This window comes from Clostridium mobile (assembly GCF_018918285.1).
Classification (GTDB): Bacteria; Bacillota; Clostridia; order Clostridiales; family Clostridiaceae; genus Clostridium_AW; species Clostridium_AW mobile.
Window position 1 is genome coordinate 469,994 of the sequence record NZ_JAHLQF010000002.1, and the last position, 23,173, is coordinate 493,166.

The 23,173-nt window shown below is 30.9% G+C and carries 29 protein-coding genes and 1 other annotated feature; of the genes, 25 read left to right on the forward strand and 4 right to left on the reverse strand.

The window, feature by feature from the left end; genetic code table 11:
• Position 1: 1 nt before the first annotated feature.
• The 12 genes from KQI86_RS08270 (at position 2) to KQI86_RS08325 (ending at position 12,871) form a co-directional block, all read left to right on the forward strand.
• The gene (locus KQI86_RS08270; RefSeq protein ID WP_216438802.1) at positions 2-991 is read left to right on the forward strand and encodes a sensor histidine kinase; all 990 of its coding nucleotides are present in this window, start codon (positions 2-4) and stop codon (positions 989-991) included.
• 131 nt (positions 992-1,122) lie between these two features.
• Complete coding sequence (locus KQI86_RS08275) at positions 1,123-1,971, forward strand: undecaprenyl-diphosphate phosphatase (protein ID WP_216438803.1); 849 nt, start codon at positions 1,123-1,125, stop codon at positions 1,969-1,971.
• Positions 1,972-1,985: 14 nt separating this feature from the next.
• Positions 1,986-2,732, forward strand: a complete 747-nt coding sequence (locus KQI86_RS08280; RefSeq protein WP_216438804.1) for an ABC transporter ATP-binding protein — start codon at positions 1,986-1,988, stop codon at positions 2,730-2,732.
• Positions 2,732-4,627 (forward strand): FtsX-like permease family protein, encoded by a 1,896-nt coding sequence (locus tag KQI86_RS08285; protein WP_216438805.1) that lies wholly within the window; start codon positions 2,732-2,734, stop codon positions 4,625-4,627. Before KQI86_RS08280 ends, KQI86_RS08285 begins: the two co-directional genes overlap by 1 nt.
• Before the next feature lie 266 nt (positions 4,628-4,893).
• Positions 4,894-6,054, forward strand: coding sequence for a hypothetical protein (locus KQI86_RS08290; RefSeq protein ID WP_216438806.1), 1,161 nt, complete (start codon positions 4,894-4,896; stop codon positions 6,052-6,054).
• A 155-nt stretch (positions 6,055-6,209) separates the two neighbouring features.
• Complete coding sequence (locus tag KQI86_RS08295) at positions 6,210-7,484, forward strand: hypothetical protein (protein ID WP_216438807.1); 1,275 nt, start codon at positions 6,210-6,212, stop codon at positions 7,482-7,484.
• Between the two features lie 281 nt (positions 7,485-7,765).
• Positions 7,766-8,017, forward strand: a binding site (T-box leader).
• A gap of 54 nt (positions 8,018-8,071) precedes the next feature.
• The gene (locus tag KQI86_RS08300) at positions 8,072-8,893 is read left to right on the forward strand and encodes an amino acid ABC transporter substrate-binding protein (RefSeq protein WP_216438808.1); all 822 of its coding nucleotides are present in this window, start codon (positions 8,072-8,074) and stop codon (positions 8,891-8,893) included.
• A 12-nt stretch (positions 8,894-8,905) separates the two neighbouring features.
• Positions 8,906-9,589 carry an amino acid ABC transporter permease gene (locus KQI86_RS08305; RefSeq protein WP_216438809.1) on the forward strand — a complete coding sequence of 228 codons (684 nt, stop codon included), beginning with the start codon at positions 8,906-8,908 and terminating at the stop codon, positions 9,587-9,589.
• Between the two features lie 15 nt (positions 9,590-9,604).
• On the forward strand, positions 9,605-10,348 hold the full coding sequence (locus KQI86_RS08310; protein WP_216438810.1) for an amino acid ABC transporter ATP-binding protein: 744 nt from the start codon (positions 9,605-9,607) through the stop codon (positions 10,346-10,348).
• Positions 10,349-10,382: 34 nt separating this feature from the next.
• Entirely contained in the window at positions 10,383-11,525 is a 1,143-nt protein-coding gene (locus tag KQI86_RS08315; RefSeq protein WP_216438811.1) for a trans-sulfuration enzyme family protein, read from the forward strand.
• Between the two features lies 1 nt (position 11,526).
• The gene (locus KQI86_RS08320; RefSeq protein ID WP_216438812.1) at positions 11,527-11,979 is read left to right on the forward strand and encodes an S-ribosylhomocysteine lyase; all 453 of its coding nucleotides are present in this window, start codon (positions 11,527-11,529) and stop codon (positions 11,977-11,979) included.
• Positions 11,963-12,871: a PLP-dependent cysteine synthase family protein gene (locus tag KQI86_RS08325; protein ID WP_216438813.1), complete on the forward strand. Its 909-nt coding sequence runs from the start codon at positions 11,963-11,965 to the stop codon at positions 12,869-12,871. Before KQI86_RS08320 ends, KQI86_RS08325 begins: the two co-directional genes overlap by 17 nt.
• A gap of 150 nt (positions 12,872-13,021) precedes the next feature.
• Here the strand turns inward: KQI86_RS08325 and KQI86_RS08330 are convergent, their stop codons facing one another.
• Positions 13,022-13,564 carry an SUKH-3 domain-containing protein gene (locus KQI86_RS08330; RefSeq protein WP_216438814.1) on the reverse strand — a complete coding sequence of 181 codons (543 nt, stop codon included), beginning with the start codon at positions 13,562-13,564 and terminating at the stop codon, positions 13,022-13,024.
• Positions 13,565-13,772: 208 nt separating this feature from the next.
• Here KQI86_RS08330 and KQI86_RS08335 point away from each other — a divergent pair, with 208 nt between their 5' ends.
• From KQI86_RS08335 to KQI86_RS08385, 12 genes are all read left to right on the forward strand, one after another.
• Positions 13,773-13,991, forward strand: coding sequence for a DUF2922 domain-containing protein (locus KQI86_RS08335; protein ID WP_216438815.1), 219 nt, complete (start codon positions 13,773-13,775; stop codon positions 13,989-13,991).
• 97 nt (positions 13,992-14,088) lie between these two features.
• Entirely contained in the window at positions 14,089-14,541 is a 453-nt protein-coding gene (locus KQI86_RS08340; protein WP_216438816.1) for a MarR family winged helix-turn-helix transcriptional regulator, read from the forward strand.
• A gap of 4 nt (positions 14,542-14,545) precedes the next feature.
• Positions 14,546-15,109, forward strand: a complete 564-nt coding sequence (locus tag KQI86_RS08345) for a flavodoxin family protein (RefSeq protein WP_216438817.1) — start codon at positions 14,546-14,548, stop codon at positions 15,107-15,109.
• Between the two features lie 491 nt (positions 15,110-15,600).
• Positions 15,601-15,930, forward strand: coding sequence for a PadR family transcriptional regulator (locus KQI86_RS08350; protein ID WP_216438818.1), 330 nt, complete (start codon positions 15,601-15,603; stop codon positions 15,928-15,930).
• The gene (locus tag KQI86_RS08355; RefSeq protein WP_216438819.1) at positions 15,927-16,481 is read left to right on the forward strand and encodes a DUF2812 domain-containing protein; all 555 of its coding nucleotides are present in this window, start codon (positions 15,927-15,929) and stop codon (positions 16,479-16,481) included. Before KQI86_RS08350 ends, KQI86_RS08355 begins: the two co-directional genes overlap by 4 nt.
• An 81-nt stretch (positions 16,482-16,562) precedes the next feature.
• The gene (locus tag KQI86_RS08360) at positions 16,563-16,973 is read left to right on the forward strand and encodes a hypothetical protein (protein ID WP_216438820.1); all 411 of its coding nucleotides are present in this window, start codon (positions 16,563-16,565) and stop codon (positions 16,971-16,973) included.
• A gap of 50 nt (positions 16,974-17,023) precedes the next feature.
• Positions 17,024-17,572 carry a GNAT family N-acetyltransferase gene (locus KQI86_RS08365; RefSeq protein ID WP_216438821.1) on the forward strand — a complete coding sequence of 183 codons (549 nt, stop codon included), beginning with the start codon at positions 17,024-17,026 and terminating at the stop codon, positions 17,570-17,572.
• A 49-nt stretch (positions 17,573-17,621) separates the two neighbouring features.
• Complete coding sequence (locus tag KQI86_RS20365) at positions 17,622-17,756, forward strand: cytidine/deoxycytidylate deaminase family protein (RefSeq protein ID WP_281417227.1); 135 nt, start codon at positions 17,622-17,624, stop codon at positions 17,754-17,756.
• A 91-nt stretch (positions 17,757-17,847) separates the two neighbouring features.
• The gene (locus KQI86_RS08370) at positions 17,848-18,375 is read left to right on the forward strand and encodes a GNAT family N-acetyltransferase (RefSeq protein WP_216438822.1); all 528 of its coding nucleotides are present in this window, start codon (positions 17,848-17,850) and stop codon (positions 18,373-18,375) included.
• A 241-nt stretch (positions 18,376-18,616) separates the two neighbouring features.
• Complete coding sequence (locus tag KQI86_RS08375) at positions 18,617-18,790, forward strand: DUF6440 family protein (RefSeq protein WP_216439532.1); 174 nt, start codon at positions 18,617-18,619, stop codon at positions 18,788-18,790.
• 178 nt (positions 18,791-18,968) lie between these two features.
• Positions 18,969-19,733 (forward strand): DUF1835 domain-containing protein, encoded by a 765-nt coding sequence (locus tag KQI86_RS08380; protein ID WP_216438823.1) that lies wholly within the window; start codon positions 18,969-18,971, stop codon positions 19,731-19,733.
• 311 nt (positions 19,734-20,044) lie between these two features.
• Positions 20,045-20,494, forward strand: a complete 450-nt coding sequence (locus KQI86_RS08385) for a DUF1259 domain-containing protein (protein WP_216438824.1) — start codon at positions 20,045-20,047, stop codon at positions 20,492-20,494.
• A gap of 127 nt (positions 20,495-20,621) precedes the next feature.
• Here KQI86_RS08385 and KQI86_RS08390 read toward each other — a convergent pair whose 3' ends face one another.
• From KQI86_RS08390 to KQI86_RS08400, 3 genes are all read right to left on the reverse strand, one after another.
• Positions 20,622-21,011 carry a YmaF family protein gene (locus KQI86_RS08390; RefSeq protein ID WP_216438825.1) on the reverse strand — a complete coding sequence of 130 codons (390 nt, stop codon included), beginning with the start codon at positions 21,009-21,011 and terminating at the stop codon, positions 20,622-20,624.
• Between the two features lie 188 nt (positions 21,012-21,199).
• Entirely contained in the window at positions 21,200-21,400 is a 201-nt protein-coding gene (locus KQI86_RS08395) for a hypothetical protein (protein WP_246582722.1), read from the reverse strand.
• A 301-nt stretch (positions 21,401-21,701) separates the two neighbouring features.
• The gene (locus KQI86_RS08400) at positions 21,702-22,127 is read right to left on the reverse strand and encodes a hypothetical protein (RefSeq protein WP_216438827.1); all 426 of its coding nucleotides are present in this window, start codon (positions 22,125-22,127) and stop codon (positions 21,702-21,704) included.
• A 190-nt stretch (positions 22,128-22,317) separates the two neighbouring features.
• On the opposite strand from KQI86_RS08400, the gene KQI86_RS08405 reads away from it, so the two are divergent.
• The gene (locus KQI86_RS08405) at positions 22,318-23,166 is read left to right on the forward strand and encodes a MerR family transcriptional regulator (RefSeq protein WP_216438828.1); all 849 of its coding nucleotides are present in this window, start codon (positions 22,318-22,320) and stop codon (positions 23,164-23,166) included.
• Positions 23,167-23,173: the final 7 nt, after the last annotated feature.

The following is a 23,173-nucleotide window of genomic DNA, read 5'->3' on the forward strand; positions in this document are numbered from 1 at the left end:
TATGAAATTATTTTTGAAGCATAACAAAGGGTATATAGTTATATATTTTTTAAGTTTAGCTCTCACAATAATATACTCTAATCTTAATGGATTTATAGGACCTAATGAGACTATTTATATACTTATGTTTAATACATTCATTCTACTGTGCTTTTTAGCTTTTAGATATTATCAAAATAGACAATTATATCGTTTGCTAGATGAGGGAGTCACTGATTTAAATGATGTTTTCTTAGACTTTGGCACTTCAGATTTAAGTCAGAATATTTCACAGGTATTAAAGGATTTGCACAGCTTATATGAAGCTGAAATTCAAAAAGGAAATAAACTTCATGAAGAACATTTAAGATTTATAAATCAGTGGGTGCATCAAATGAAGACCCCTCTTTCAGTAATACAGCTGATGCTTCAAGAATTTGAAGGAGAAGAGAAATATGACAGCATGCAAGACGAGGTCAATAAGCTAAAGGAAGGCTTAAGAATGGTGTTGTATTTTGCTAGACTAGATTCTTTCCAAAAGGATTTTTTAGTAGAAAAAATTTCTTTAAAAAAGCTTACTCGGGATATTGTAAATGAAGAAAAAAAGATTTTTATAAGGAATAGAATAATGCCAAGAATTGAGATAGATGAGAGTATTGAAGTTTATAGTGATGCTAAGTGGTTAAAGTTTGTGTTAGGCCAGCTCATTATTAATGGAGTAAAATATTCTAAGGGTAAAGGAAAAGAATTAATTATAAATGCCTCTGAAGATGAAAAAGAGATTAGATTAAATGTCATTGATAAAGGAGTAGGAATCCCCGCAAAAGATATAAAAAGGGTATTCGATCCTTTCTTTACAGGAGAAAATGGACGTAAATATGGGGAGTCTACCGGTATGGGATTATATATAACTAAGGAAGTGTCCAAAAATTTGGGACACCAAGTAGAGATAGAATCTACTGTTGATGAGGGAACAATGGTTACAATGAAATTTAAAAGGGCAAATGAATAGGTAGCTATTTATTTGCTTTTTTTCATCATAAAATCTTACACCCATGTCACATTCCCGTAAGCTTCCTAGATAGCAGTATATGTATTATTATTATAAACTATTGCTATCAGTTTTAAGGAGAGTGATATGTAATGGATATAATTTTTATATTAAAGGCTATTATAATTGCTATAGTAGAGGGTTTAACTGAATTTATACCTGTATCTTCTACAGGTCACATGATATTAGTAGGATGGGCAATTGGCTTTCACGGAGAATTTGCCAAGATGTTTGAGGTTGTAATTCAGCTTGGAGCCATAATGGCAGTAGTTGTTTTGTATTGGAAAAAGATTTGGGAGAGTATAGTTGAATTCTTTAGCTTTATATTCACCAGAGGAAAAAAAGGAGAAACAGGCTTTAGATTTGGAATAAATGTTATTGTGGCATCTATTCCCATGGGCGTTGTGGGATTGCTGTTTTACGATAAAATAAAATCAAAGTTTATACCTGAAGCTGTTATAGTCGGTTTTATAGTTGGAGGAGTATTATTAATAATACTTGAGAAGATATATAGAAATAAGACTCGTAAGGTAGAAGACATAGATAATATGACACCAGGGCAAGCCATTAAGGTGGGTTTGTTACAGCTTTTGGCTTTATGGCCAGGGATGTCAAGAAGTGCTTCTACAATTATGGGTGGATGGATTGCAGGATTATCTACACCAATAGCGGCAGAATTTTCATTTTTCATAGCTATTCCAGCAATGATAGGTTCTTCCGGAAAGGACTTATTTGAATTTGACTACTCCATAATGACACCAACTCTATGGTTTGCATTAATTTTAGGATTTATTGTAGCTTTTTTAGTAGCTTTAATAGTTATGAAAAAGTTTGTGGACTTTCTAAAAAAGAAACCACTAAAGGGATTTGCACTATATAGAATAGCAGTAGGGAGTTTACTAGGAATATTAGTATTAACTAAGGTTATAACTTTAACATAATAGGAGTGAAGGAAATGGAAGTTTTAGAGGTAAGTAACTTAAGCAAAGTATATGGAAATAAGGTATTATTCAATGCTTTAAATAATATAAGCTTCTCTATAGAAGATGGCGAATTCGTAGGGATTATGGGACCATCGGGAAGCGGTAAGACAACACTGTTAAATATGATTTCAACAGTAGATAAACCAACCTCAGGAGAAATAACAATAAAAAATAAAAATCCTTTAAAGTTACAGGGAGATGAGCTTGCCTTATTTAGAAGGAGAGAACTAGGCTTTGTATTTCAAGACTTCAATCTGCTTGATACCTTAACTGTGGGAGAGAATATAGTACTTCCACTTACCCTAGATGGTATACCAGTTAAAAAACAGGATCATGAGCTTAGCAGAATATCCAAGATACTTGGAATAGAGGATTTGCTAAATAAGAGAACCTTTGAAATATCTGGGGGAGAAGCTCAAAGAACAGCAGTGGCACGAGCATTAATTCATAACCCTACTTTATTGTTGGCAGATGAACCTACTGGTAACCTGGATTCTAAGGCAGCTAAAACAGTAATGGAATTGTTTGAAAAAATAAATGAAAAGGAGAGGGTAACTACAATTATGGTAACTCATGACCCTCTATCCGCCAGCTATTGCAGTAGAATTTTGTTTATAAAAGATGGAGCTATATATAATGAGATTTATAGAGGGAACAGCAGACAGCAGTTTTATCAGGAAATTATTGATGTGCTTGCAATGCTAGGAGGGGGTAACTAATGAATCTTAGAGAGTTTGCAACTAAAAATGTGCAGAGAAATGCAAAAGCATATTTTGCATACTTTTTAAGCAGCACCATATCGGCAGCATTATTATTCTCCTTTACTATGCTTGTATTTCACCCTGATTTTGATGTAAGTTTGTTTCCACAGCACATAAAAAATTCATTTTATGTAACAACGGTAATTGCGTACCTATTTTTATGTTTCTTTGTATTTTATTCTATAAGTGTTTTTCTTAAAAGCAGGTATAAAGAATTTGGAATACTTTACATTATAGGTGCTTCAAAAAAGCTAGTACAAAAGATGATACGTATTGAAAACATGCTTATTAGTTCAGTAGCAGCAGTTGCAGGCATATTGGTAGGATTAATTTTTTCTAAGATACTTTTAGCCGCCAGCGGAAAGCTTTTAGGATATGATGCTCTAAAGTTTTATTTCCCTGTTAAAGCTATGATTATTACTTTTAGTGCTTTTGTAATAATTGGAATAGTAATTTCAACTTTTTGCACATTTATTATAAGAGAAGATAAAGTTTTAAATTTAATAAAGGGAACTAAAAGACCAAGACCTGAACCAAAAGCTTCTGTTATTCTTTCTATAATATGTATAGTGCTTTTAGCTGTAGGATATTTTCTATCAGTTACAAGCAGTATAAAAACAATAACCAATAGAATAATACCTGTAACTACAATGGTTGTTGTAGCCACCTATTTATTGTTTTCTCAATTAAGTGTGTTTGTAATCAAATTACTGAAGAGAAATAGAAACTTATATATGAAAAAAACTACAATGCTTTGGGTTTCAAATTTACTATACAGGGTAAAAGATAATACCAGAATGTTTTTCCTAATAACAATAACTTCAACGGTTGCCCTTTCAGCAATAGGATCAGTATATGCTTATTGGAGAGATAAGGAATACCAAATAAACAGAGAATTTCCACAAGCATTTGTCTTTTCTAATACTTACGAGAATAAAGATGAAGTTGATTTAAAAACTGATTTTATTGAAGATTCACTGAAAGATGAGGGGATACCCTACACTAAAGCTAGTAACGAAATAAAATTTGTTATTCCTGATGGAGACGCAGATGAAGTAGTTATAATTAACGAAACTGGCTATAAAAAGCTAGCATCAACACTGGCTTTAAATACTATTCCCTTTAATGAAAATGAAACTATAAAGCATTCATCTTTCTCAGCAGATAAAAGAAAAAATATTAGTCTGAACAATATAAAACTAGAGGTTACTAAAGAGAGTGATAAAGGTATACTTCCTACAATTCATAGAGATGTAAATGTAGCTAATTATAATAAAGGTGTATATGTAGTTAAAGATGAGATATATGAAAGGATAACTGGTGTTAAGTACTATTTTGGAGCATTAAATGTAGAGGATTATAAGGATACATTAAATATATCTGAAAATTTTTATAATAACTTTGAAAATATCGATGAAAATAATAAATTTTATAATAATTCACTGAAAGCATATATATTAGAAAGTACAAAAATAGCTTATGGGGTACTTTTATTCAGTGTAATATTTATCGGGCTTATATTCTTTGTAACAACGGGAAGCTTCTTGTATAACAAGTGCTACATGGATATTATAGAGGACAAAACCAAATACAAACAGTTAAATAAAATAGGCTTAACTTTTAAAGAAATAAAAAGCATACTAAATATTGAAATAGGGGTACTATTTTTGCTTCCTTATATAGTTGCTGTAGTGCACTTTGCCTTTGCTATAAGTGCAATGAAACATAGTTTGGGCATTGAAATAACTGTTCCAGCATTGCAGGTCATAGGAATTATGTTAATCGCTCAAATTATATATTTCTTCATCATTAGAAAAAACTATTTGCTAGAGATGAAAAAAAGCTTGATATAGTAAATAAGATATACTAAGGTTGTAAAAAAGATAGCTAAGTTTTGCTATCTTTTTTCATAAGTATCTATAAGAAAAGTATAACAAAATTAATAAAACAATTAGATCAATATTAGATAATAATATTATTTATAGATATGCTATATTTAAGGTTTTACTAATGTTTTATTAATGTTTAGATTATAAATATATAAGATTAATAGTGTAAAATAAAAGCATAAACTTACAGCACTAAGTGTAGTGTGGAATATTAAATAAGGAGAGATAATGTGAAACGTAAGAAGAAGGTTTTTGTAAGAATTACTTTATTAATTGTATTTTTAGGAATCGTAGGTGTGATAGGATTTAACAAGTTATTTAATACAGAATATAATTCACTAAATGATATGGATAAGAGTATGATAGAACAGCTTTCAGAAGTTTATGAGACATATGATAATAATTCGGGGGATATATGGCAGGAAGGATATAATTTTAATAATATACCACTTGTATTAACTCCAGTAAGTAAGGATAAAGGGATGTTACATACATATTCATATGTGATTGGAGTCGATAAATTAGAAAACTCCATATTTTCTAAAAAAATAGAAGTTCCTAAAGAAATGAATTTACCACCTATTTATAGAGTATCTTTTTTATCTCCATCTTTGCTTAAGACATGGATGCCGGCAAATTTTATTTTTTCAGATATAGGAAATCAACATGTTACTTTTTTTAAGTATAATCCTTTGAGTACTACAGCACTGAATACAGAAAAGTCATTTAAATATTTTTTAATGCATGAAGTGTTTCATGAGTATAGACAAGTACCTTTATGGAAAAATGTAAATGACTTAACTTCAACTATTTTTATAGAAGAAAGAAATAAGGAGCAATATCAACTTTTATTATTAGAGTTTGCCATTTTGGACAAAGCTAATGAAATAAGCAATAAAGATGAATTAGTAAATGTTTTAAGTGATTTTGTTACAGCAAGAGAATATCGTTATAATAAATTTCAATATATGAAACAAGAAAAGCTAGTTGAAACTTTGGAAGGATGTGCTCAATATATAGAATATAACTATTCTAATTTAGTGGGAGATCTTGTAAAGCCACCATTCACTGTAGATGGAAAAGTAGCAGGATTTAAAGATGTATTTAATAAAGAAGCATTAGAGAATTTTGTAAAAGGAGCTAGCTTAAATGGATTTATGGATAAAGATTTATACTATTACGTAGGTTCATTAGAGGGAGTACTTTTAGATAAATTGCATATCAATTGGAAAGATAGAGTAGAAAATAATGAATTAATTTATGATATTATGAAAGATGAAATATATAAACGAGCAGATGGTAAGATAAATAACATAGAGGAAATCAAAAATAAATACGGTTATGATAATTTTGAGGATGAAGCAGAAATCATAATAAATAATTTTAATTAATATTAATCTACCGATACGGAGAACCGTATCATAAATGACTACATTTTTTTATAAAGGGACTGAAAATACTAGAATATAGAATAGTTTAATAATTACTTATATAATAAGCATAATAAAAGAATTATTTATATAAAGAGAGAATTGTGGTGATGGGGATGTTGAGCAAATTGTTTGGGAAAAATCAAACGGAGATAATTCCAATAAGAAAAATAGATAAAAATAAGAATTGCTGGGATGGGGAAGGTATTGTTTTCTACCTTAAAAATGGAAAAGGCAGACTTAGACAAAAATATGGAAGTAATGATACTCAGGGTTTATCATGTTTGGTTTATGATAATATTCCATTAAGTAAATTTCACGGAGATGAGTATTTCTGCCCAACTTGTGAAAAACTCATATCTGCTGGATATGGACTAGATAAAACTAATGATCAGATCATATCAAAATTAAGAGAAAGTTTAAATCAACCATTTGTTTCATTAGAGGAATCACTAAAGAATTTGGAGATGCTTTTGGGACTTTTGCCAACAGGATATTATGCTCTGGCGGATTTAGAGTTATTTCCAACAGATGGAGAGGGTAATTTTTTTTGGACTATAGGAAATAAGCCTACACTTAATAAGGCATCATGTCCTATATATGATGATGGAAACTGGAGTGAAGATGGCCCAAAATATATTTTGCCAACTCAACCGCCAAGGCTTTTTAATAGAGATACAGCAGAATTTTATAGAAATAATGATAACTATAGAGCAATAGCATATTATCTAGATGGATACCTATGTGCATTGCTTGATGGCCATCATAAAGCCGTTGCTGCTGCTCTGGAGAAAAGACCTTTAAAAACTTTAGTTATTCTACCTACAACGGGACTATTTTATCCCAATGATGATCAGGGGATTAAGGGTGGTTTAATTATAGCAGGAGAAACAGTTGGTGAAAATGAACTATTAAGCAGCTTGAAAAAAATTGCAGATTCTTTTACTGAGAATCAAATGTCAAAAAGTGAGATAGAAGATTATCTAAGTTTAAATGATGAAAGCTTTGGAACATACAATTGGTCAGAGGATATTCTAAAGACAGGTGAGTATTTTCCCAGTGCTTTTACTGCAGCTTGCATAGAATGGGCGGGAGACCTATCTGATTCAAGAATTGATAAAATTATCAGCTATGAAGAAATATGTGATAATGGCACTTTATACTATATTGCAAAAGCATTATTTGAACTGAAAAGCCCGAGATTCAAGGAGTTAGCATTTTTTATTGGCAAAAATGAATTCTGTGTTTCCATATGGAAGGATGTATATTCCTTAATTGCCAATATTAAAGATGAAGAGGTTGAAAATTTCTTTGTAGAATTTCTAATAAATGATGAAAAATTAAGACCAGATATAACCAAAATAGTAGATGACTATTTTAAAATACAATAAAGTCATAGTTTTGGGGACGGATCAACCTAATATATTTAATTAACCATATGCCAATTTTTATTCTGAGAGAACGAGGAGTTAAAGATGGTATATGGTTTTATTATGTTTATTACTTATTTAAAAACCTTAGGTATTATTTCCTGGACTCTAAAAAGTACAGGTTACTACCTAAGTTTTTTTGTTTCAATAAAAATAAATATATTTTTAAAATATTAGTTGACAAAATAAAATTAGTAGTATATTATTAAAACATATTAAAACAATATGTTTAGTATGAATTGATTAATGCGATGATAAGAAATAGTAGCATAAAGTAAACTAAAAGAGAGAAATCCCCTAGGCTGAAAGGGATTTTAAGTGTAACTTTTGTGAATGCATCTTTGAGCACTATCTCGAAATATAGTAGATGATAGCGTGTACGCCCGTTAAAGCGTTGAGGTATGTATGTACCAAAAGAATGGAGATGTCATTGTATTTTTACTATACATATGACAATTAGAGTGGGACCGTGGAAGTTAACTTCTGCCTCTAAGTTTTTAGGGGCAGGAGTTTTTTGTTTTAAATAATTAAATTTAGGAGGAATTAAAATGAAAAAAAGAAAAATATTCATTAGTGCAGTATTAGCTTTAACTTTAGTTGTAGGTTTTACAGCTTGTGGAACAAAAGACAAACAAACAAATAATCAAGGTACTCAAACTGAATCGAAAAATCTATTAGAAGAAATAAAGAGTGAAGGAAGAATACGTATTGGTACAGAAGGAACCTATGCTCCTTTTACCTTCCATGATAGTAATGGTAATTTAACAGGATTTGACGTTGAAATAGCAACTGAAATAGCAAAACGTCTTGGTGTAAAAGCAGAATTTGTGGAGACAAAATGGGATGGAATATTTGCTGGATTAGATGCAAAAAGATTTGATGCTGTGGTGAATCAAGTTTCAATTAACCCAGAGCGTGAAGCAAAATATGATTTTTCAACACCATATATAACATCCAGAGCGGTGCTTATTGTAGGAAATGATAATCAGGATATTAAAAGCTTTGAAGATTTAAAGGGTAAAAAATCTGCTCAATCTCTAACAAGTAATATTGGTAAAATTGCAAAAAGCTATGGTGCTAATATTGAACAAGTTGATGGTTTTAATCAGGCAATTGACCTTATAACTTCAAAAAGAGTAGATGCTACAGTTAATGACAGTTTATCCTTCTTAGATCTAAAGAAGCAAAAGCCAGATGCCCCAATAAAAGTAGTAGCTGAATATGATAATGCTCAGCAAAGTGCAGTGTTATTTAACAAAGGAAATGAGGAGCTTGTAGAAGCAGTAAATAAGGTACTTGCAGATATGAAAGCAGACGGAACCTATTTAGAGATTTCTAAGAAGTGGTTTAATACCGATGTGTCTAAGTAATGAGGTGATACAATGAATCTTGATGATGGAACATTAAGAATAATAGAGATATTAATAAACTCATTTTTACCCTTATTAAAGGCGGGACTGCAATTTACAGTTCCCCTTGCACTTATATCATTTACTCTTGGATTAATTATTGCTTTGGGCACAGCTTTAGCCAGAATATCAAATTTCAAGCCATTATCTATATTAGCTAAGTTTTATGTTTCTATAATAAGAGGAACGCCACTTATTGTTCAATTGTTTATAATATTTTATGGGCTTCCAGCAGCAGGTATAACATTAGATGCTTTAACAGCAGCTATAATAGGATTTACCTTAAGCGTAGGAGCATACAATTCTGAGGTTATAAGAGCTGCTATTTTATCCATACCAAAAGGACAGTGGGAGGCAGGGTACTCTTTAGGTATGACATATAATCAAGTACTAAGAAGAGTGATTATACCTCAAGCCACTAGAGTTTCAATACCACCACTGGCAAATTCTTTTATAAGTCTTGTTAAAGATACATCACTTGCTGCTACAATAACTGTTAGCGAAATGTTTCAAATAGCTCAGAGAATCACAGCATCTACTTATGAACCTCTTTGGATGTATATTGAAGTAGCATTTATTTATTTTATGTTCTGTAGTGTATTATCAATGCTTCAGAATAAGATGGAAAAAAGACTTGAAAGATATGTAACTAGGTAATAGGGAGGGGATCCTATGATAAATATAAAAAACTTGCACAAGAGCTTTGGAAGTAATGAAATTTTAAAAGGTATAGATTTGCAGATTAATAAAGGAGAGACTGCTGTTATTATTGGGCCATCAGGTTCAGGAAAAACAACTCTTCTAAGATGTATAAATTTATTAGAAACTCCAAATGAGGGTTCTATAACCATTGGAGATAGCAAATTAGTATTTAACAAAAGTGAAAAGATATCAAATAGTGAAATACTAGAACTTAGAAAGCAAACGGGAATGGTATTTCAAGGCTTTTATCTCTTTCCTCATATGACTGTCATAGAAAATATAATGGAGGGACAAGTAACAGTTTTGAAGCTTTCAAAGGAAGAAGCACGTGAAAAAGGCCTTAAGCTTTTAGCAAAGGTTGGGCTTTTGGAAAAGAAAGATCAATATCCTTATGAACTTTCTGGAGGGCAACAGCAAAGAGTAGCGATTGCTCGCGCCATGGCAATGGAACCTGAAGTTATTTTATTTGATGAACCTACTTCAGCCTTAGATCCAGAGTTAGCAGCTGAGGTTATAAAGGTGATGAAGGATCTTTCCAAGGAAGGAATGACCATGATAGTAGTTACCCATCAGATGAACTTTGCAAGAGAAGCAGCACATAAAGTAGTTTTTATGGAGGATGGTTTAATTGTTGAAAGTGGAACTCCAGAACAGGTGTTTCAAAATACAAGTAATGAACGATTAAGAAAGTTTTTAAGTATAGTAGATGAGTAAAACAGATAATACAATATTTAAGGAGGAATAAAAAATGAAATTTGAATCATTATTAATTCATGGTGGAATAGATGGAGATGAGCATACTGGGGCAGTAAATGTACCAATTTACCAGACTTCAACTTATAAACAGTCTAAATTTGGTGTAAATAAAGGATATGAATATTCAAGAACAGGGAATCCAACAAGAGAAGCTTTAGAAAAGCTTGTTGCAGATCTTGAAGAAGGATATGCAGGATTTGCCTTTGCTTCAGGAATGGCTGCTACCACTGCAGTGCTATCACTATTTAAATCAGGAGATAGAATAATAATTTCAAACAATGTATATGGTGGCACCTTTAGAGTTTTAGATAAAGTATTTAATAACTTTGGCATTAAGTATTCTATAGTTAATACCTCAGATTTAGATGAAGTAAGAAACAGCATTGATGAAACAGTAAAAGCAATATATATAGAAAGCCCAACAAATCCTCTTATGGACATAACCGATATAGAAGCGGTGTCAAAGATAGCTAAGGAAAAGGGGATATATACTATCGTTGATAACACCTTCATGACTCCATATCTACAAAAGCCGATAACTCTTGGAGTAGATATAGTTATTCATAGCGCAACTAAATATCTAGGAGGACACAGTGATGTAGTTTCAGGTATTGCCGTTGTAAACAGCAAGGAATTAGCAGAAAAACTTCATTTTGTTCAGAATTCTACTGGAGGAGTTTTAGCTCCATTCGATTCCTTCCTTTTAATAAGAGGAATTAAGACTTTAGCAGTCAGAATGGACAGACATGAGGATAATGCAAAGGTTGTTGCAGAGTTTTTAAGAAATAGAGAAGAAATAGAAAAGGTATATTATCCAGGTTTTGAGGATCATCCAGGTCATGAAATTCAATCAAGACAGGCTAATGGTTATGGTGGAATGATATCATTTGTTCTTAAGGAAGGCTACGATTATAAAAAATTCCTTGAAAGTCTTAAGTTAATAACTTTTGGAGAAAGTTTAGGAGGAGTTGAGTCCTTAGTTTGCCATCCTGCCTCTATGACCCATGGTTCTATACCTTATGAGCTAAGACAAAAGGTTGGTATTGTGGATAATTTAATAAGATTATCTGTAGGAATAGAAAAGGATGAAGATTTAATACAAGATTTAGAAAATGCATTAAGAGAGGGTAAATAAAATGGTAAAAGTAGAAAGTTTCTTATTAGATCACACAAAGGTTAAGGCACCTTTTGTAAGACAATGCGGAACTCAGCAAGGTGAAAAGGGGGATATAATCTCCAAGTTTGATTTAAGATTCTTACAGCCTAATGAAGAAGAAATGCCAACAGCAGCAGTTCATACACTTGAGCATCTACTTGCAGGATATATGAGAGAAAAGATGGATAATATAATAGATATTTCTCCAATGGGATGCAGAACAGGTTTTTACATGGTAGCTTGGGGAGAGGTTGAAGTTGATATTGTTATTGAAGCATTAAATTATGCATTAAATAAAGTTGTAGAAACAGAAGAAGTGCCTGCAACTAATGCAATCCAATGTGGAAACTATAGAGATCATTCTCTTTTTTCGGCAAAGGAATATGCAAGGCATGTTTTAAGAAAGGGTGTTAGCAGTGAAATATTTAAATAGTATAAAAGAGCTTATAGGCAATACCCCTATTATAAAGCTTAATAATTTAAATATTAAAGCTGGAGTTAGTATTTTTGCAAAGATGGAAAATCTTAATCCAGGTGGAAGTGTTAAAGATAGGATAGGAACTTATATGATTGAACAGGCTGAAAAAGAAGGAAAGCTAAAGCCGGGATATACAATAATTGAAGCTACTGCTGGAAATACTGGCATTGGTGTTGCTCTTGGGGCAATAAATAAGGGATACAATGTAATTTTTGTAGTTCCAGAGAAATTTTCAGTTGAAAAACAAGCATTGATGAGAGCATTAGGAGCTACCATAATAAATACACCAAGAGAAGCTGGTATGATGGGAGCTGTTGAAAAGGCTGAGGAATTATTAAATACTATAGAAAATTCAATAAGCCTAAGACAGTTTGAAAATCAATCAAATCCACTGGAGCACTACGAAACTACTGGTCCAGAGATATATGAAGCTATGGATGGGAAAATAGATTATTTCATATGTGGAGCTGGTAGTGGAGGCACTTTTACAGGAGTTACAAGATTTCTTAAGGAAAAAAACAATAATATCAAAGGAGTCTTAGCTGATCCTGATGGTTCTACTATGGGTGGTGGAAGCGAAGGTTGCTATGATATTGAAGGTATTGGCAATAATTTTGTGCCTAAAACCATGGATATGACCTTAGTGGACGAGGTAGTAAAGGTTAGTGATGAAGAGGCATATGAAATGGTTAAGGTTCTAGCACTAAAGGAAGGACTTATTGTTGGAAGTTCCTCTGGGGCAGCTGTAGCCGCCGCTTTAAAGTTGGCTCAAAACATTGATAAAGGTAATATAATTACGGTTTTACCTGATAGAGGAGATAGGTACTTTAGTAAAAATATTTATTAACAGCAATATAGCAGAGACTTTCTTCAAGCTGTACACTAATAGATTTACAGACACAAACAAGGATAAGCTGATAGCCTAAGTCAGCTTATCCTTGTTTTTTGCTTGTTCATAATCTCAATGATAAACAAAATTAATATCCATAAAATATGTTTATAATTTCATGGCAACTGAAGTCATCTCATGTGATTGTAATTCATGCTCAATCAATTCAAATACGGAATTAAAAACATATACTTGTTCATCATAATCATGAGTTGCATATAGTTTCCCACTTTCACCTATCCATACACATGCCGGATAGTAGTACCCTATTTGACCAACCAAAATAAATCCTTCATTAGCTTTTCTTTCAACACCTTGATAGTCTTCAGAATATACCATAAACTCTGCATCATCAAACATGTAATCTCTCACATCTGTCTTATATGAAATTGGGTAGGGAAATAGTTCAAATGTAAAATCTGGTGCATGGTGAAGATTACGAACTTCAATATACCATTTACTAGCTATTCCTGAAAACTCAAGGAAAAACTTCTTAGCAGAAGAAAAAAGAGTAATTCCCCGCTCATTATAGTATTTCTCGATATTTGAAATTTCTACTTGTCTATTATTGAACCAGCCTGCATTCTCCATAGCCTTAATGATTCTGTTTACCTTATCTCCTCGTAACTCAATTCTCTGATTAAGTACCACTTATTCATCACCCCATGTATATTTATAATCCGTTCTCGAATTCAAATTTATCCTGTTATATAAATTTTACCCTATAATTATATTCTATAGCTATATGAAAAGAAAGAAAAAGCACCCATTTAGAGACGTTTCTTTTTTAAATATATTTTGCAGTTCTCTTTTTAAAGTCATATATATAGGTGAAAACAAAAATAAAGGAGGGATTAGTATGGATAAAACTTTAAGCATGAAGTTCACTGACAGCCAGAGGAAAAAGGTTTCTATTTCCCTAAGTGAGATAAAAGAGGATTTAACTGGACAAGAAGTTGAAACTCTTATGGATGTAATACTTACCAAGCATATGATATTCGATTTTAAAAATCCACTAGTTGCAAAGGATTCAGCTCAAATAGTTGCAAGAACTACAACAGAAGTATATAAGGCTTAAATAGATAATTAGATGTTTTTTATATTTCCTTAAAGATTGACATTTAGTACTATATAGTAATATACTATATAGTACTAAATGTTAAAAGGAGAAAAATATGAACAATTACTATGAAGGTGGTTTATTAATAAGTAAGATTCATCAACTTACTGGAAGAGTTGCAAATATATTATTAAAACAAATAGATTTAGAAGAGATAAACCCTGCTCAAGGAAAAATTTTATTAACATTAAAGAAAAAGAATGGTATTGCAATAAATGAATTATCTAAAGAACTATCATTAGGAAAGTCTACACTTACAAGCATGCTAGATAGATTGGAGAAATTAGGATTCATAAAGAGAGTTTTATGCAAAGAAGATAGACGAAAAGTATTAGTCTACTTAGATGAGGATTATATAAGTTTAGCAGATAGATATGAATCTATGATAAGTGAAATGTCAAATATGTATTATAAGGGATTTGAAGAACATGAAATAGTTGAATTTGAAAATTACTTGAATAAAGTTTATAACAATTTATTAAATTGTAATTTAAGCACAAGGAGATAAGATTATGAAAAAAGTTGTAGCTTTTGTAGGAAGCCCTAGAAAGAATGGAAATATAGATACTTTGGTTAATGAAATTCTCAAAGGAAGCACTGAAAATGGAGTAGAAAGCAAAGTGTATTATCTAAATGATATGAATATAAGAGGGTGTCAAGGTTGCTTGTATTGTAGAAAACATAAGACGTGTTGTTTAAATGATGATATGAAAAATGTATATGATGATATAAAGCAAGCAGATTATGTTATTATAGGTTCACCTGTTTATATTTGTCAGGTATCAGCACAAACTAAGCTATTAATGGATAGATTATATCCTTTAACAGAGATTGATAAGGGTAAGCATATACCTAGGTTTGGAAATAAAAAATTAATTATGGTATATTCACAAGCAGCACCACTTCAGATTTTCTTTAGGAGTTACTTTAAATATACTGCAAAACATTTAAAAGGAATGGGATTAAAACTGCATAAAACTTTAGTGGCAACTAAGGCATTTGAAATTAATTCATCTGCAAAGAATGTAAAACTTATTGAAAAAGCTTATAATATAGGAAAAAAATATATTATTTAAAATATTTATGGCTACTTCATATTTTTAGACATTTATAAATAAACTAAGTGTTTTTATAATAATATGCCTTGCGGTCTTTATAGGCTGCTTTTTTAATGTGAGAAATTAGGAGGATATATGGATGAAATACACCAATTTCCAAGCATTTGAATATGATAATTATGTAAATATTAAAAAGGAGCTTATTGATAAGCTCCTTAAATTTTTTCTGTTAATGTTTCTACAGAATCATTTTTAATAAGTTTACCATCTTTTATTATTAAAATTTTAGAATCATTGAACAATGCCTGAGCGATGCCAAGTCCTTACTTCATTCTATATTAATTAGCTGCTCCTAGAATAAAAGTAGTAAAATTCATTGCTTTTAAAATATTTATCTTCAAGTATACTATGGAAATTCTTAAAAATTATTATTGTTTTTTATATCGGTAGCCGATATAATATAACTATAGACGATATAACGGCATACGTAATAGTTTGGGGGTGAATAAATGTCAGAAAGTACAGAACCAGGGGCATTAACGGAAGCAGTTTATTATATTCTCATATCTCTTTATAACCCCATGCATGGTTATGGTATAATGCAAAACGTAAAAGAACTAAGTCATGGACGTGTGTCACTGGGGGCAGGAACCTTATATGGTGCCATAAACACATTGGTAAATAAAGGATGGATAAAACTCCAATCCAATGATGAAGAATCCCGTAAAAAAGAGTACCTAATTACGGAATTAGGAAAAGAGGTAGTAAATGCTGAGATTTTAAGATTAGAGGAACTTATTAAGAATGGCAAACAAATCGTTGGAGGGGTTATGGAATGAAGCATAGTGTAATAAAAGCATACTTTGATTATGAAAAGGAAGAAAAGTATTTAAATGAAATGTCAGCAAAAGGATTGGCATTAACAGATTATTCTTTTTGCAGATATGTTTTCGAAGATGCTCCAAAGGGTGAGTACATTTATAGGCTTGAATTACTTGAAAATGCGGTGAATCATCCAGAAAGTCAAATTTATATTAAGTTTATGGAGGAAACTGGCGTAGAATTTATTGCTTCTTATAATCGATGGGTTTACTTTAGGAGAAAAAATTATGATGGAGAATTTAATATATACTCAGATATTGATTCTAAAATAAAGCACTATAAACGAATTAGGGAAATATTTTTCTTTGTCATGGGGCTAAATTTCATTATAGGATTGATGAATTACTTTTGGGGTAATATGACTGCTTCTTCTGTTAGTACAATTCCTGTTAACTCATATATGGCAATCCTATCTTTTTCAATAGCCACATTACTGTTGATATTCTTAGTTATACCTTTAAGCAAAAAGATTAATTTTTGGGAAAAAGAAAGAGAAATTAGAGAATAACAGACAGTAGTTTTATAGTATATATAAACTAAGCAATAGTTGTTATATATTATGAATTGAAGGAAAGGGGATGGAATTCATATGAAAAGTTTTTTAACAACTAAAACTTTAGGTATTATTGGTGCAATTTCATGGTTTGTAACGATTATTTTAAGAGAGACAACACTAAATAATATTGAAATATTAAATTTTATATTAGGTATTGCTCCAAATGTTGCGGCGGCATGGTTTTTTGCTTTTGCAGTGGAAGCTATTTATTCTGAAATATTAAAAAGAAAGTTTACAAATAAAGAGGCTATTGCAACATCGGTAACTATTTGGGTATTAGGTTTAGGTTCAGAAATCATCCACGATTTATTTTTAAATAGCCCATTTGATATAAACGATATGATAGCAACAAGCTTTGCTTTAATAATTTTATTGATAATTTTTTGTTCAAATAATAAAAAACTAAGTAGTGAAGTAGAAAATAATAAAGAATATTACTCATAATGTTCTTATATTAAAAAAACTATTATATATAAAGCTACTGGAGGAAACATATGGTTATCACAAGCAAAAAGATAGAAAGTAGAAATTTAATATGGATACTTCGCTGTCCAACAAAATATGATGCATTTGAATTATCTAAATTAAGAGTTAAAATTGATGGAGAAACGGAAAATCTTGATAGGGAACCTGGTGAAGGTTTATTAACCCCAGAAGATTTCGAAAAACTTATTTATGAAGATTCAATAGCGGAAAAAACTTTATTTTTAGTTGCAGAAGTAGAAGGTAAAATCGTTGGATTTACTCGCTGTGAGGGAAGTAAATTAAGTAGATTTAGACATAAAGCAGAGTTTGGAATATGCATATCAAAGGAATACTGGGGTTATGGAATTGGTAAAGTACTATTAGAAAATATTTTGATGTGGGCAGATACTGTGGGAATTGAAAAAATTTCATTAACTGTGGTACAAACAAATACAAAAGCCATTGAATTATATGAAAAATATGGATTTGTAGAAGAAGGATTATTAATAAAGGATCGTATTCATAAAGACGGAAACTATTATAATACAGTTATAATGGGAAGGGTATTAGATAAATAGATATTAATAACAAAAACATAATATTAATAAATATAGCAGGAGGTATTATATGGGACAAGATGTAAAGGTTGGCGTTACTACCCCAGATAATACTTTAAAGTTTGTAACTTTAAACGAATTACAACCATACCATTGGACTAATGCTTATCCAGCAGAAGAATTAGAACATTATCAAAATATATAGAAAGCATAGTATAATTTTGATATTAATCAAGTTGTAATTATAACACGTTACGAAGATTATTTATGTTTACGTTGAGTAGAGGGATACAAATATGGATATCATTATTGATTTAGGGAAAGAAAATGATATTGATGAATTAGAACAGCTTTATAACGATTTGAATGATCATTTGGCACAAGAAGTAAACTATCCTGGATGGAGAAAAGGTGTATACCCTGTTCGGCAAAATGCAATTGATGGAGTTAAAGATAGTAATTTATATGTATCAAAACATAATGGGAAAATCATTGGTTCTGTTATTTTAAGCCATGAACCTGAACCTGCATATTATAAGGCTAAATGGCAAATTGAGTCTGACTATTCAGATGTTTTTGTTGTATATACATTTGTAGTGCATCCAAAATTTTTGAATTGTGGTGTAGGCAAAGCATTAATGGACTTTTCTATTGAACACAGTATTAAGTCGCAAGTTAAATCAATTAGGTTGGATGTTTACGAAGGTAATATACCTGCTATTAGACTGTATGAAAAATGTGGTTTTAAATATATTGATACAGTTGACTTGGGACTTGGAAACTATGGATTGAACTGGTTTAGACTATATGAAAAATTACTATGAGATAATGAGCATAATCTTCTTATTTAACTTTATAACTGAAAAACGAGCAATTTATTAAAACACCGTAAAATTTAAATTTTACGGTGTTTTTGCGTCGTAATTTGAAAATATTGCGAATTAAATAATAAAATATGTTCTTTGAAAATTGAATAATGCGGTATAAAGATATGTTATAATTGAATCATATTATGAACGAACTATAAAAACATTAATAATTTTAAATTTAGGAGGTGAAGTTTTGATGAAAGAGAAAAGATTTGAAGTTTTATCTACACAAGGAGCTATAGAAAGTTATAGAATAATAGTTGACAAAGAAACTGGAGTAAATTATCTATATGTTAGCAATGGTACTTCTGGTGGGTTGACGGTATTATTAGATTCAGAAGGAAAGCCAATTATAACAAAAAATATATAATAAAAATAAATAACATATTAGAATATCGCATTATTCAGAAATGAGTATGCGGTGTTTTTACGTCACAATTCAAATAAATTATGACGTGAACATTAATTATAAATGTAAATAATATAATCCATGTGTTATAATTTTTATGTTGTTAAATGGAATTTATAACATATTGGGGGGAAGATAGATGTTGCATATATGTTTTGATGATAGTGCATATGGCGGTATGAGACATGCTATGAAACTAAAATTGATAAAAGAAGAGAATGTAGTATCATTTAATGATGATTTATCTGTGGGGAACATTTCAAACTGTAGAGAATATGAATACCGTAAAGCAGTAATACACAATATTTATAGTGACTATGGGACAGATATTGATGATGGTGAAATTAAGAAAAGTTTTGATAATTTTTATGAAATACTATCAAAAGAAAATGACTTTATTATTTGGTATGCACATAATCCAAGGGATTACTGCAATTTATATTATATAGTTAGCCTTCTTAAAGATAAAAATATTAAAGTAGTTGAATGTATAGAGAAAACATTTGAAGATAGAACATTATTTTATAAATGGGTTAATGAAGTATGCATAGAAGATTTACCAATATTGTTAAAAAAAGGTAAAATATTAAGTGAAGAAAAAAAGTTTATGTATACTAAGAAATGGAAAGAACTAGTTTCTCAAAATGGATTACTACGTGCTGAAAAATATGAAGGTATTGAAACAGTGGAAGAAGACTATTATGATGACTTGATTTTAAAAAGAATACCTACAAAAAATATACCTATGATAAGAGTAGTTGGTGAATTGATTGGAATGGATAAACCATGCTTACGTGATTGGTTTGTTGTTTGGCGAATTAAGCAGCTTGTAACAATGGGATGTGTAGAAATAGAGAAGAGATGTGATAGGTATATGCTTAATGATATTAGAAAAGTAATATAAACGCCCAATTAGTAGTTTAGATTATTACATAGATTTCATATTAATAGCCGTTAATAATTAAATAATTTTTGAAATACCATATTATTCGAATATGAATCTTATGGTATTTTTACATTATAATGATAAATTAAGAAGATTTATGTTGCATAAAGGTATCTAGTTACATAATTGTATAATAAACCTCCTATTTACTTAAATATGAAACAATTTTCATGCACAACCATGAATAATCTTCATATTATGTTATAGAAGCTTAAGTTTTTTAAGAAGAGTGTTAAAAAGTTTGAGCTAAAAAATAGGAGGAGATAGTTATGAGAGATTTTTGCGAAAGAGGTTGTTCCGAAAGAGATTTTCGTGATAGAGGGTTTTGTGAAACTTGTGAGGAATTTGCTAGAATACTTGGAGCAGAGATTTTAAGTACAGCTAATGGAGTTTGTACAGTAACCTTTATGAGAGATATCAATGCAGAGATATTAGGAAGACGAACTCGTTCTCCATTAGCTTTAGCAGCACTATTTTCATTTGAATCTCCTGATAATCGTGGTAGAACTCTTAATTTAGGTGAGACAGTTATTCTTCAAGAAGAGATAAATGATTTTATATCTATTTTGAGAGAAAACGGAATACTAGTTACTGCACTTCACAATCATTGGTTATTTGAAAATCCAAGACTTATGTATATTCATTTCGAATCAATTGACAATCCTCTAGATTTTGCTAGAAAGGTAGCAGAAGCACTTCGTGTGCTAAGAAGATGTTAAGAATATAGAATAGCATTTTAAATAATATAGGGGCACTTACTTATGTAAGTGCTCTTTCTAAATTTATAGCACTTGGAAATAATCCAAGTGCTATATATATTTAAACAGGGAGTCACCTGATATATTATTAAGTTAACGGATCTTGAATAAGGGTTGTGAAAATGAAAGAATGATTATGGCCATCATCTATTGTAGTAACACCAGTTGCTAAGTGAATGTGTTTTCCACCACCAACATTAATAGCTAGTCCTGTAGTTACACCTAATTCGTGATGATGATCCTCAAAAAAGTCAGTATTAGTAAGGATAGCGTGAACGTGAGAATTACCCATAGGAATAACTTCACTTGTAACACCAGCGAATCTATGGTTGTGTCTTTCAGCACCTTGTTCAGCTAATCGTGTGCTTCCTTCAAATTCATGAACGTGAGTTTGGCTACCGTTGGGATCATTGGATCCATTGCAATTACAATCTTCAGATTTTAAGTTCTCATCTTTTAAGTTCTCATCAAATGACATAACAGCACCTCCTATATAATATTAATATTCAATAAACTAAATTTTGACACTCTAAAATGGATTGAAAAATTCAAGGGGTGCTAGGATATAAAGAATGATAAGGACTAGGCAAGAATAAATAGATATATAAATAAATATAACTGCAGGACAAGCTGCAGTTATATTTTTATATTTTATATAAATGGCATTTATCTAAAGAAAAACCACCACCATGGAAACATAGGACGATGGAAATGATGATGGAAAATATGGTGGCGGCGTCTGCGGCGTCTGCGTCTTGATCTATGAGATGACCTATACATATCATCATCTTCATATCCCATACTACCAGGCATCATATCATAAGGCATCATTTGTGGACCATACATATCAGGATAATAGTCCATCATAGGGTTTTCGTCAAAGTCACTGCGGATTTCGTTAAAATCCTGATCTAAAACTTCGTCATTGTTTCTAAAATACATTTACATTCCTCCAGAAAAATTTTAATACATAATAATATAGTATTCGTATGTAAAAAAATGGTTACTATATTTTTAAAAAATAGTAAAAGGTGTGATTAAAAATATAAATCCCATAATAAAAGGAATGAGAATGAAGAAAACTAAGCAGGTACATAATTAGATATATAAATAAACATAACTGCAGAATAAGCTGCAGTTACGTTTGTTTATTCTATGAGGATGGTATTTATATAAAGAAGAACCACCACCATGGGAATACAGGATGACGTCTGCGACGGCGTCTACGACGGCGACGTCTGCCACGATCATCAAAATCATCAAAGTCGAAATCATCGAAGTCATCGAAATCATCAAAATCGAAACCTGGTCCAAAAAATGATCTGTACATATTATCATCGTCGCACTTCATACTGCTAGGCATCATGTGATAAGGAGATGGTGGACAATGCATCATGTGATAAGGCATCATGCCATAAGGCATCATATGATGAGACATCATATGATAGGGCATCATGTCGTGTCCCCACATATGTGGACAGTAGTCCATCATAGGACGTTTACAGTCATCATGATCTTTATGATGCTTATGACAATCGCCGCGGGATTCGTTAGGATCTTGATTTAAAATTTCGTCATTGTTTCTAAAATACATTTACATTCCTCCAGAAAAATTACAATACACAATATTATAATATTCATATGTAATAAATTGGTTACCATATTTTGAAAAAAATTTAAGTAAAAAATATAAATTTAATGAAATTTTTATCAGCTTGAAGTATATTAAAACAAAATATATACTGGATTATAATAGATGGTTCTTGAAATGAGGGGGAAGAATAATGTTTAAAATAGGAGAGTTTTCAAAGCTCACACAGGTTTCTGTAAGAATGCTAAGGTATTACGATGAGACAGACCTTTTGAAACCTGCTGAAGTTAATAAATATACGGGATATCGTATGTATTCTATAGACCAAATTGAAACTTTAAATAAAATATTATTCTTGCGTGATACTGGGTTTAATGTTGCAGAGATTTATGATGCTCTTAGCAATTGGGATAATGATTTTATTAAAACACAACTTAAAATAAAGGAACAAGAAATCCAAGCTACTATAAATGTAGAACAGCAGCGTCTAGTAAAAATAAGAACTGCTATGAATGATATAAATAAGAAGCAAATAGGAATTCATTGTAATGTAACCTTGAAAGCCATTCCAAGCTATCAAGTACTCTCTTTGCGAAAGATTATCCCAGATTATTTTTATGAAGGGCAGCTATGGAAGGAAATATATGATTATATTAAAACTGAAAAACTAAACATTTCAGAAAGCAACGATACCTTTGCTATTTATCATGATGTAGAATATAAGGACAAGGATGTTGACGTGGAAGTGTGTATTATAATAGAAGAAAAAGGTGATAACGAAGAAAAAAGTGTTAGCAAAGATGATTTTATATTTCGAAAAACAGAACCACTTGAAAGGGTAGCTTGTTCAATGGTATATGGACCTTATGAAAACATATCCTCTGCCTATATGTCTTTTGTACACTGGCTAGAGGAAAATAGTCAATATAAAATGAGCGGCATTAATCGTCAAGTTTGCCATAAAGGCCCGTGGAATGAGGAAGATCCAAATAAATACCTTACTGAGATTCAAATTCCTGTTGAATTAAAGGAAAATATATAAATGGACT

What these genes read in the sequence shown, in the direction of transcription:
- KQI86_RS08340 (WP_216438816.1), top strand. Translation starts at nt 14,089, where the DNA reads ATGAACAATTACTATGAAGGTGGTTTATTAATAAGTAAGATTCATCAA.
- KQI86_RS08305 (WP_216438809.1), top strand. Translation starts at nt 8,906, where the DNA reads ATGAATCTTGATGATGGAACATTAAGAATAATAGAGATATTAATAAAC.
- KQI86_RS08350 (WP_216438818.1), top strand. Translation starts at nt 15,601, where the DNA reads ATGTCAGAAAGTACAGAACCAGGGGCATTAACGGAAGCAGTTTATTAT.
- KQI86_RS08310 (WP_216438810.1), top strand. Translation starts at nt 9,605, where the DNA reads ATGATAAATATAAAAAACTTGCACAAGAGCTTTGGAAGTAATGAAATT.
- KQI86_RS08295 (WP_216438807.1), top strand. Translation starts at nt 6,210, where the DNA reads ATGTTGAGCAAATTGTTTGGGAAAAATCAAACGGAGATAATTCCAATA.
- KQI86_RS08275 (WP_216438803.1), top strand. Translation starts at nt 1,123, where the DNA reads ATGGATATAATTTTTATATTAAAGGCTATTATAATTGCTATAGTAGAG.
- KQI86_RS08285 (WP_216438805.1), top strand. Translation starts at nt 2,732, where the DNA reads ATGAATCTTAGAGAGTTTGCAACTAAAAATGTGCAGAGAAATGCAAAA.
- KQI86_RS20365 (WP_281417227.1), top strand. Translation starts at nt 17,622, where the DNA reads ATGGGACAAGATGTAAAGGTTGGCGTTACTACCCCAGATAATACTTTA.
- KQI86_RS08280 (WP_216438804.1), top strand. Translation starts at nt 1,986, where the DNA reads ATGGAAGTTTTAGAGGTAAGTAACTTAAGCAAAGTATATGGAAATAAG.
- KQI86_RS08405 (WP_216438828.1), top strand. Translation starts at nt 22,318, where the DNA reads ATGTTTAAAATAGGAGAGTTTTCAAAGCTCACACAGGTTTCTGTAAGA.
- KQI86_RS08370 (WP_216438822.1), top strand. Translation starts at nt 17,848, where the DNA reads ATGGATATCATTATTGATTTAGGGAAAGAAAATGATATTGATGAATTA.
- KQI86_RS08300 (WP_216438808.1), top strand. Translation starts at nt 8,072, where the DNA reads ATGAAAAAAAGAAAAATATTCATTAGTGCAGTATTAGCTTTAACTTTA.
- KQI86_RS08375 (WP_216439532.1), top strand. Translation starts at nt 18,617, where the DNA reads ATGAAAGAGAAAAGATTTGAAGTTTTATCTACACAAGGAGCTATAGAA.
- KQI86_RS08345 (WP_216438817.1), top strand. Translation starts at nt 14,546, where the DNA reads ATGAAAAAAGTTGTAGCTTTTGTAGGAAGCCCTAGAAAGAATGGAAAT.
- KQI86_RS08385 (WP_216438824.1), top strand. Translation starts at nt 20,045, where the DNA reads ATGAGAGATTTTTGCGAAAGAGGTTGTTCCGAAAGAGATTTTCGTGAT.
- KQI86_RS08360 (WP_216438820.1), top strand. Translation starts at nt 16,563, where the DNA reads ATGAAAAGTTTTTTAACAACTAAAACTTTAGGTATTATTGGTGCAATT.
- KQI86_RS08315 (WP_216438811.1), top strand. Translation starts at nt 10,383, where the DNA reads ATGAAATTTGAATCATTATTAATTCATGGTGGAATAGATGGAGATGAG.
- KQI86_RS08335 (WP_216438815.1), top strand. Translation starts at nt 13,773, where the DNA reads ATGGATAAAACTTTAAGCATGAAGTTCACTGACAGCCAGAGGAAAAAG.
- KQI86_RS08400 (WP_216438827.1), bottom strand. Translation starts at nt 22,127, where the DNA reads ATGTATTTTAGAAACAATGACGAAATTTTAAATCAAGATCCTAACGAA.
- KQI86_RS08365 (WP_216438821.1), top strand. Translation starts at nt 17,024, where the DNA reads ATGGTTATCACAAGCAAAAAGATAGAAAGTAGAAATTTAATATGGATA.
- KQI86_RS08270 (WP_216438802.1), top strand. Translation starts at nt 2, where the DNA reads ATGAAATTATTTTTGAAGCATAACAAAGGGTATATAGTTATATATTTT.
- KQI86_RS08320 (WP_216438812.1), top strand. Translation starts at nt 11,527, where the DNA reads ATGGTAAAAGTAGAAAGTTTCTTATTAGATCACACAAAGGTTAAGGCA.
- KQI86_RS08380 (WP_216438823.1), top strand. Translation starts at nt 18,969, where the DNA reads ATGTTGCATATATGTTTTGATGATAGTGCATATGGCGGTATGAGACAT.
- KQI86_RS08390 (WP_216438825.1), bottom strand. Translation starts at nt 21,011, where the DNA reads ATGTCATTTGATGAGAACTTAAAAGATGAGAACTTAAAATCTGAAGAT.
- KQI86_RS08355 (WP_216438819.1), top strand. Translation starts at nt 15,927, where the DNA reads ATGAAGCATAGTGTAATAAAAGCATACTTTGATTATGAAAAGGAAGAA.
- KQI86_RS08395 (WP_246582722.1), bottom strand. Translation starts at nt 21,400, where the DNA reads ATGATGGACTATTATCCTGATATGTATGGTCCACAAATGATGCCTTAT.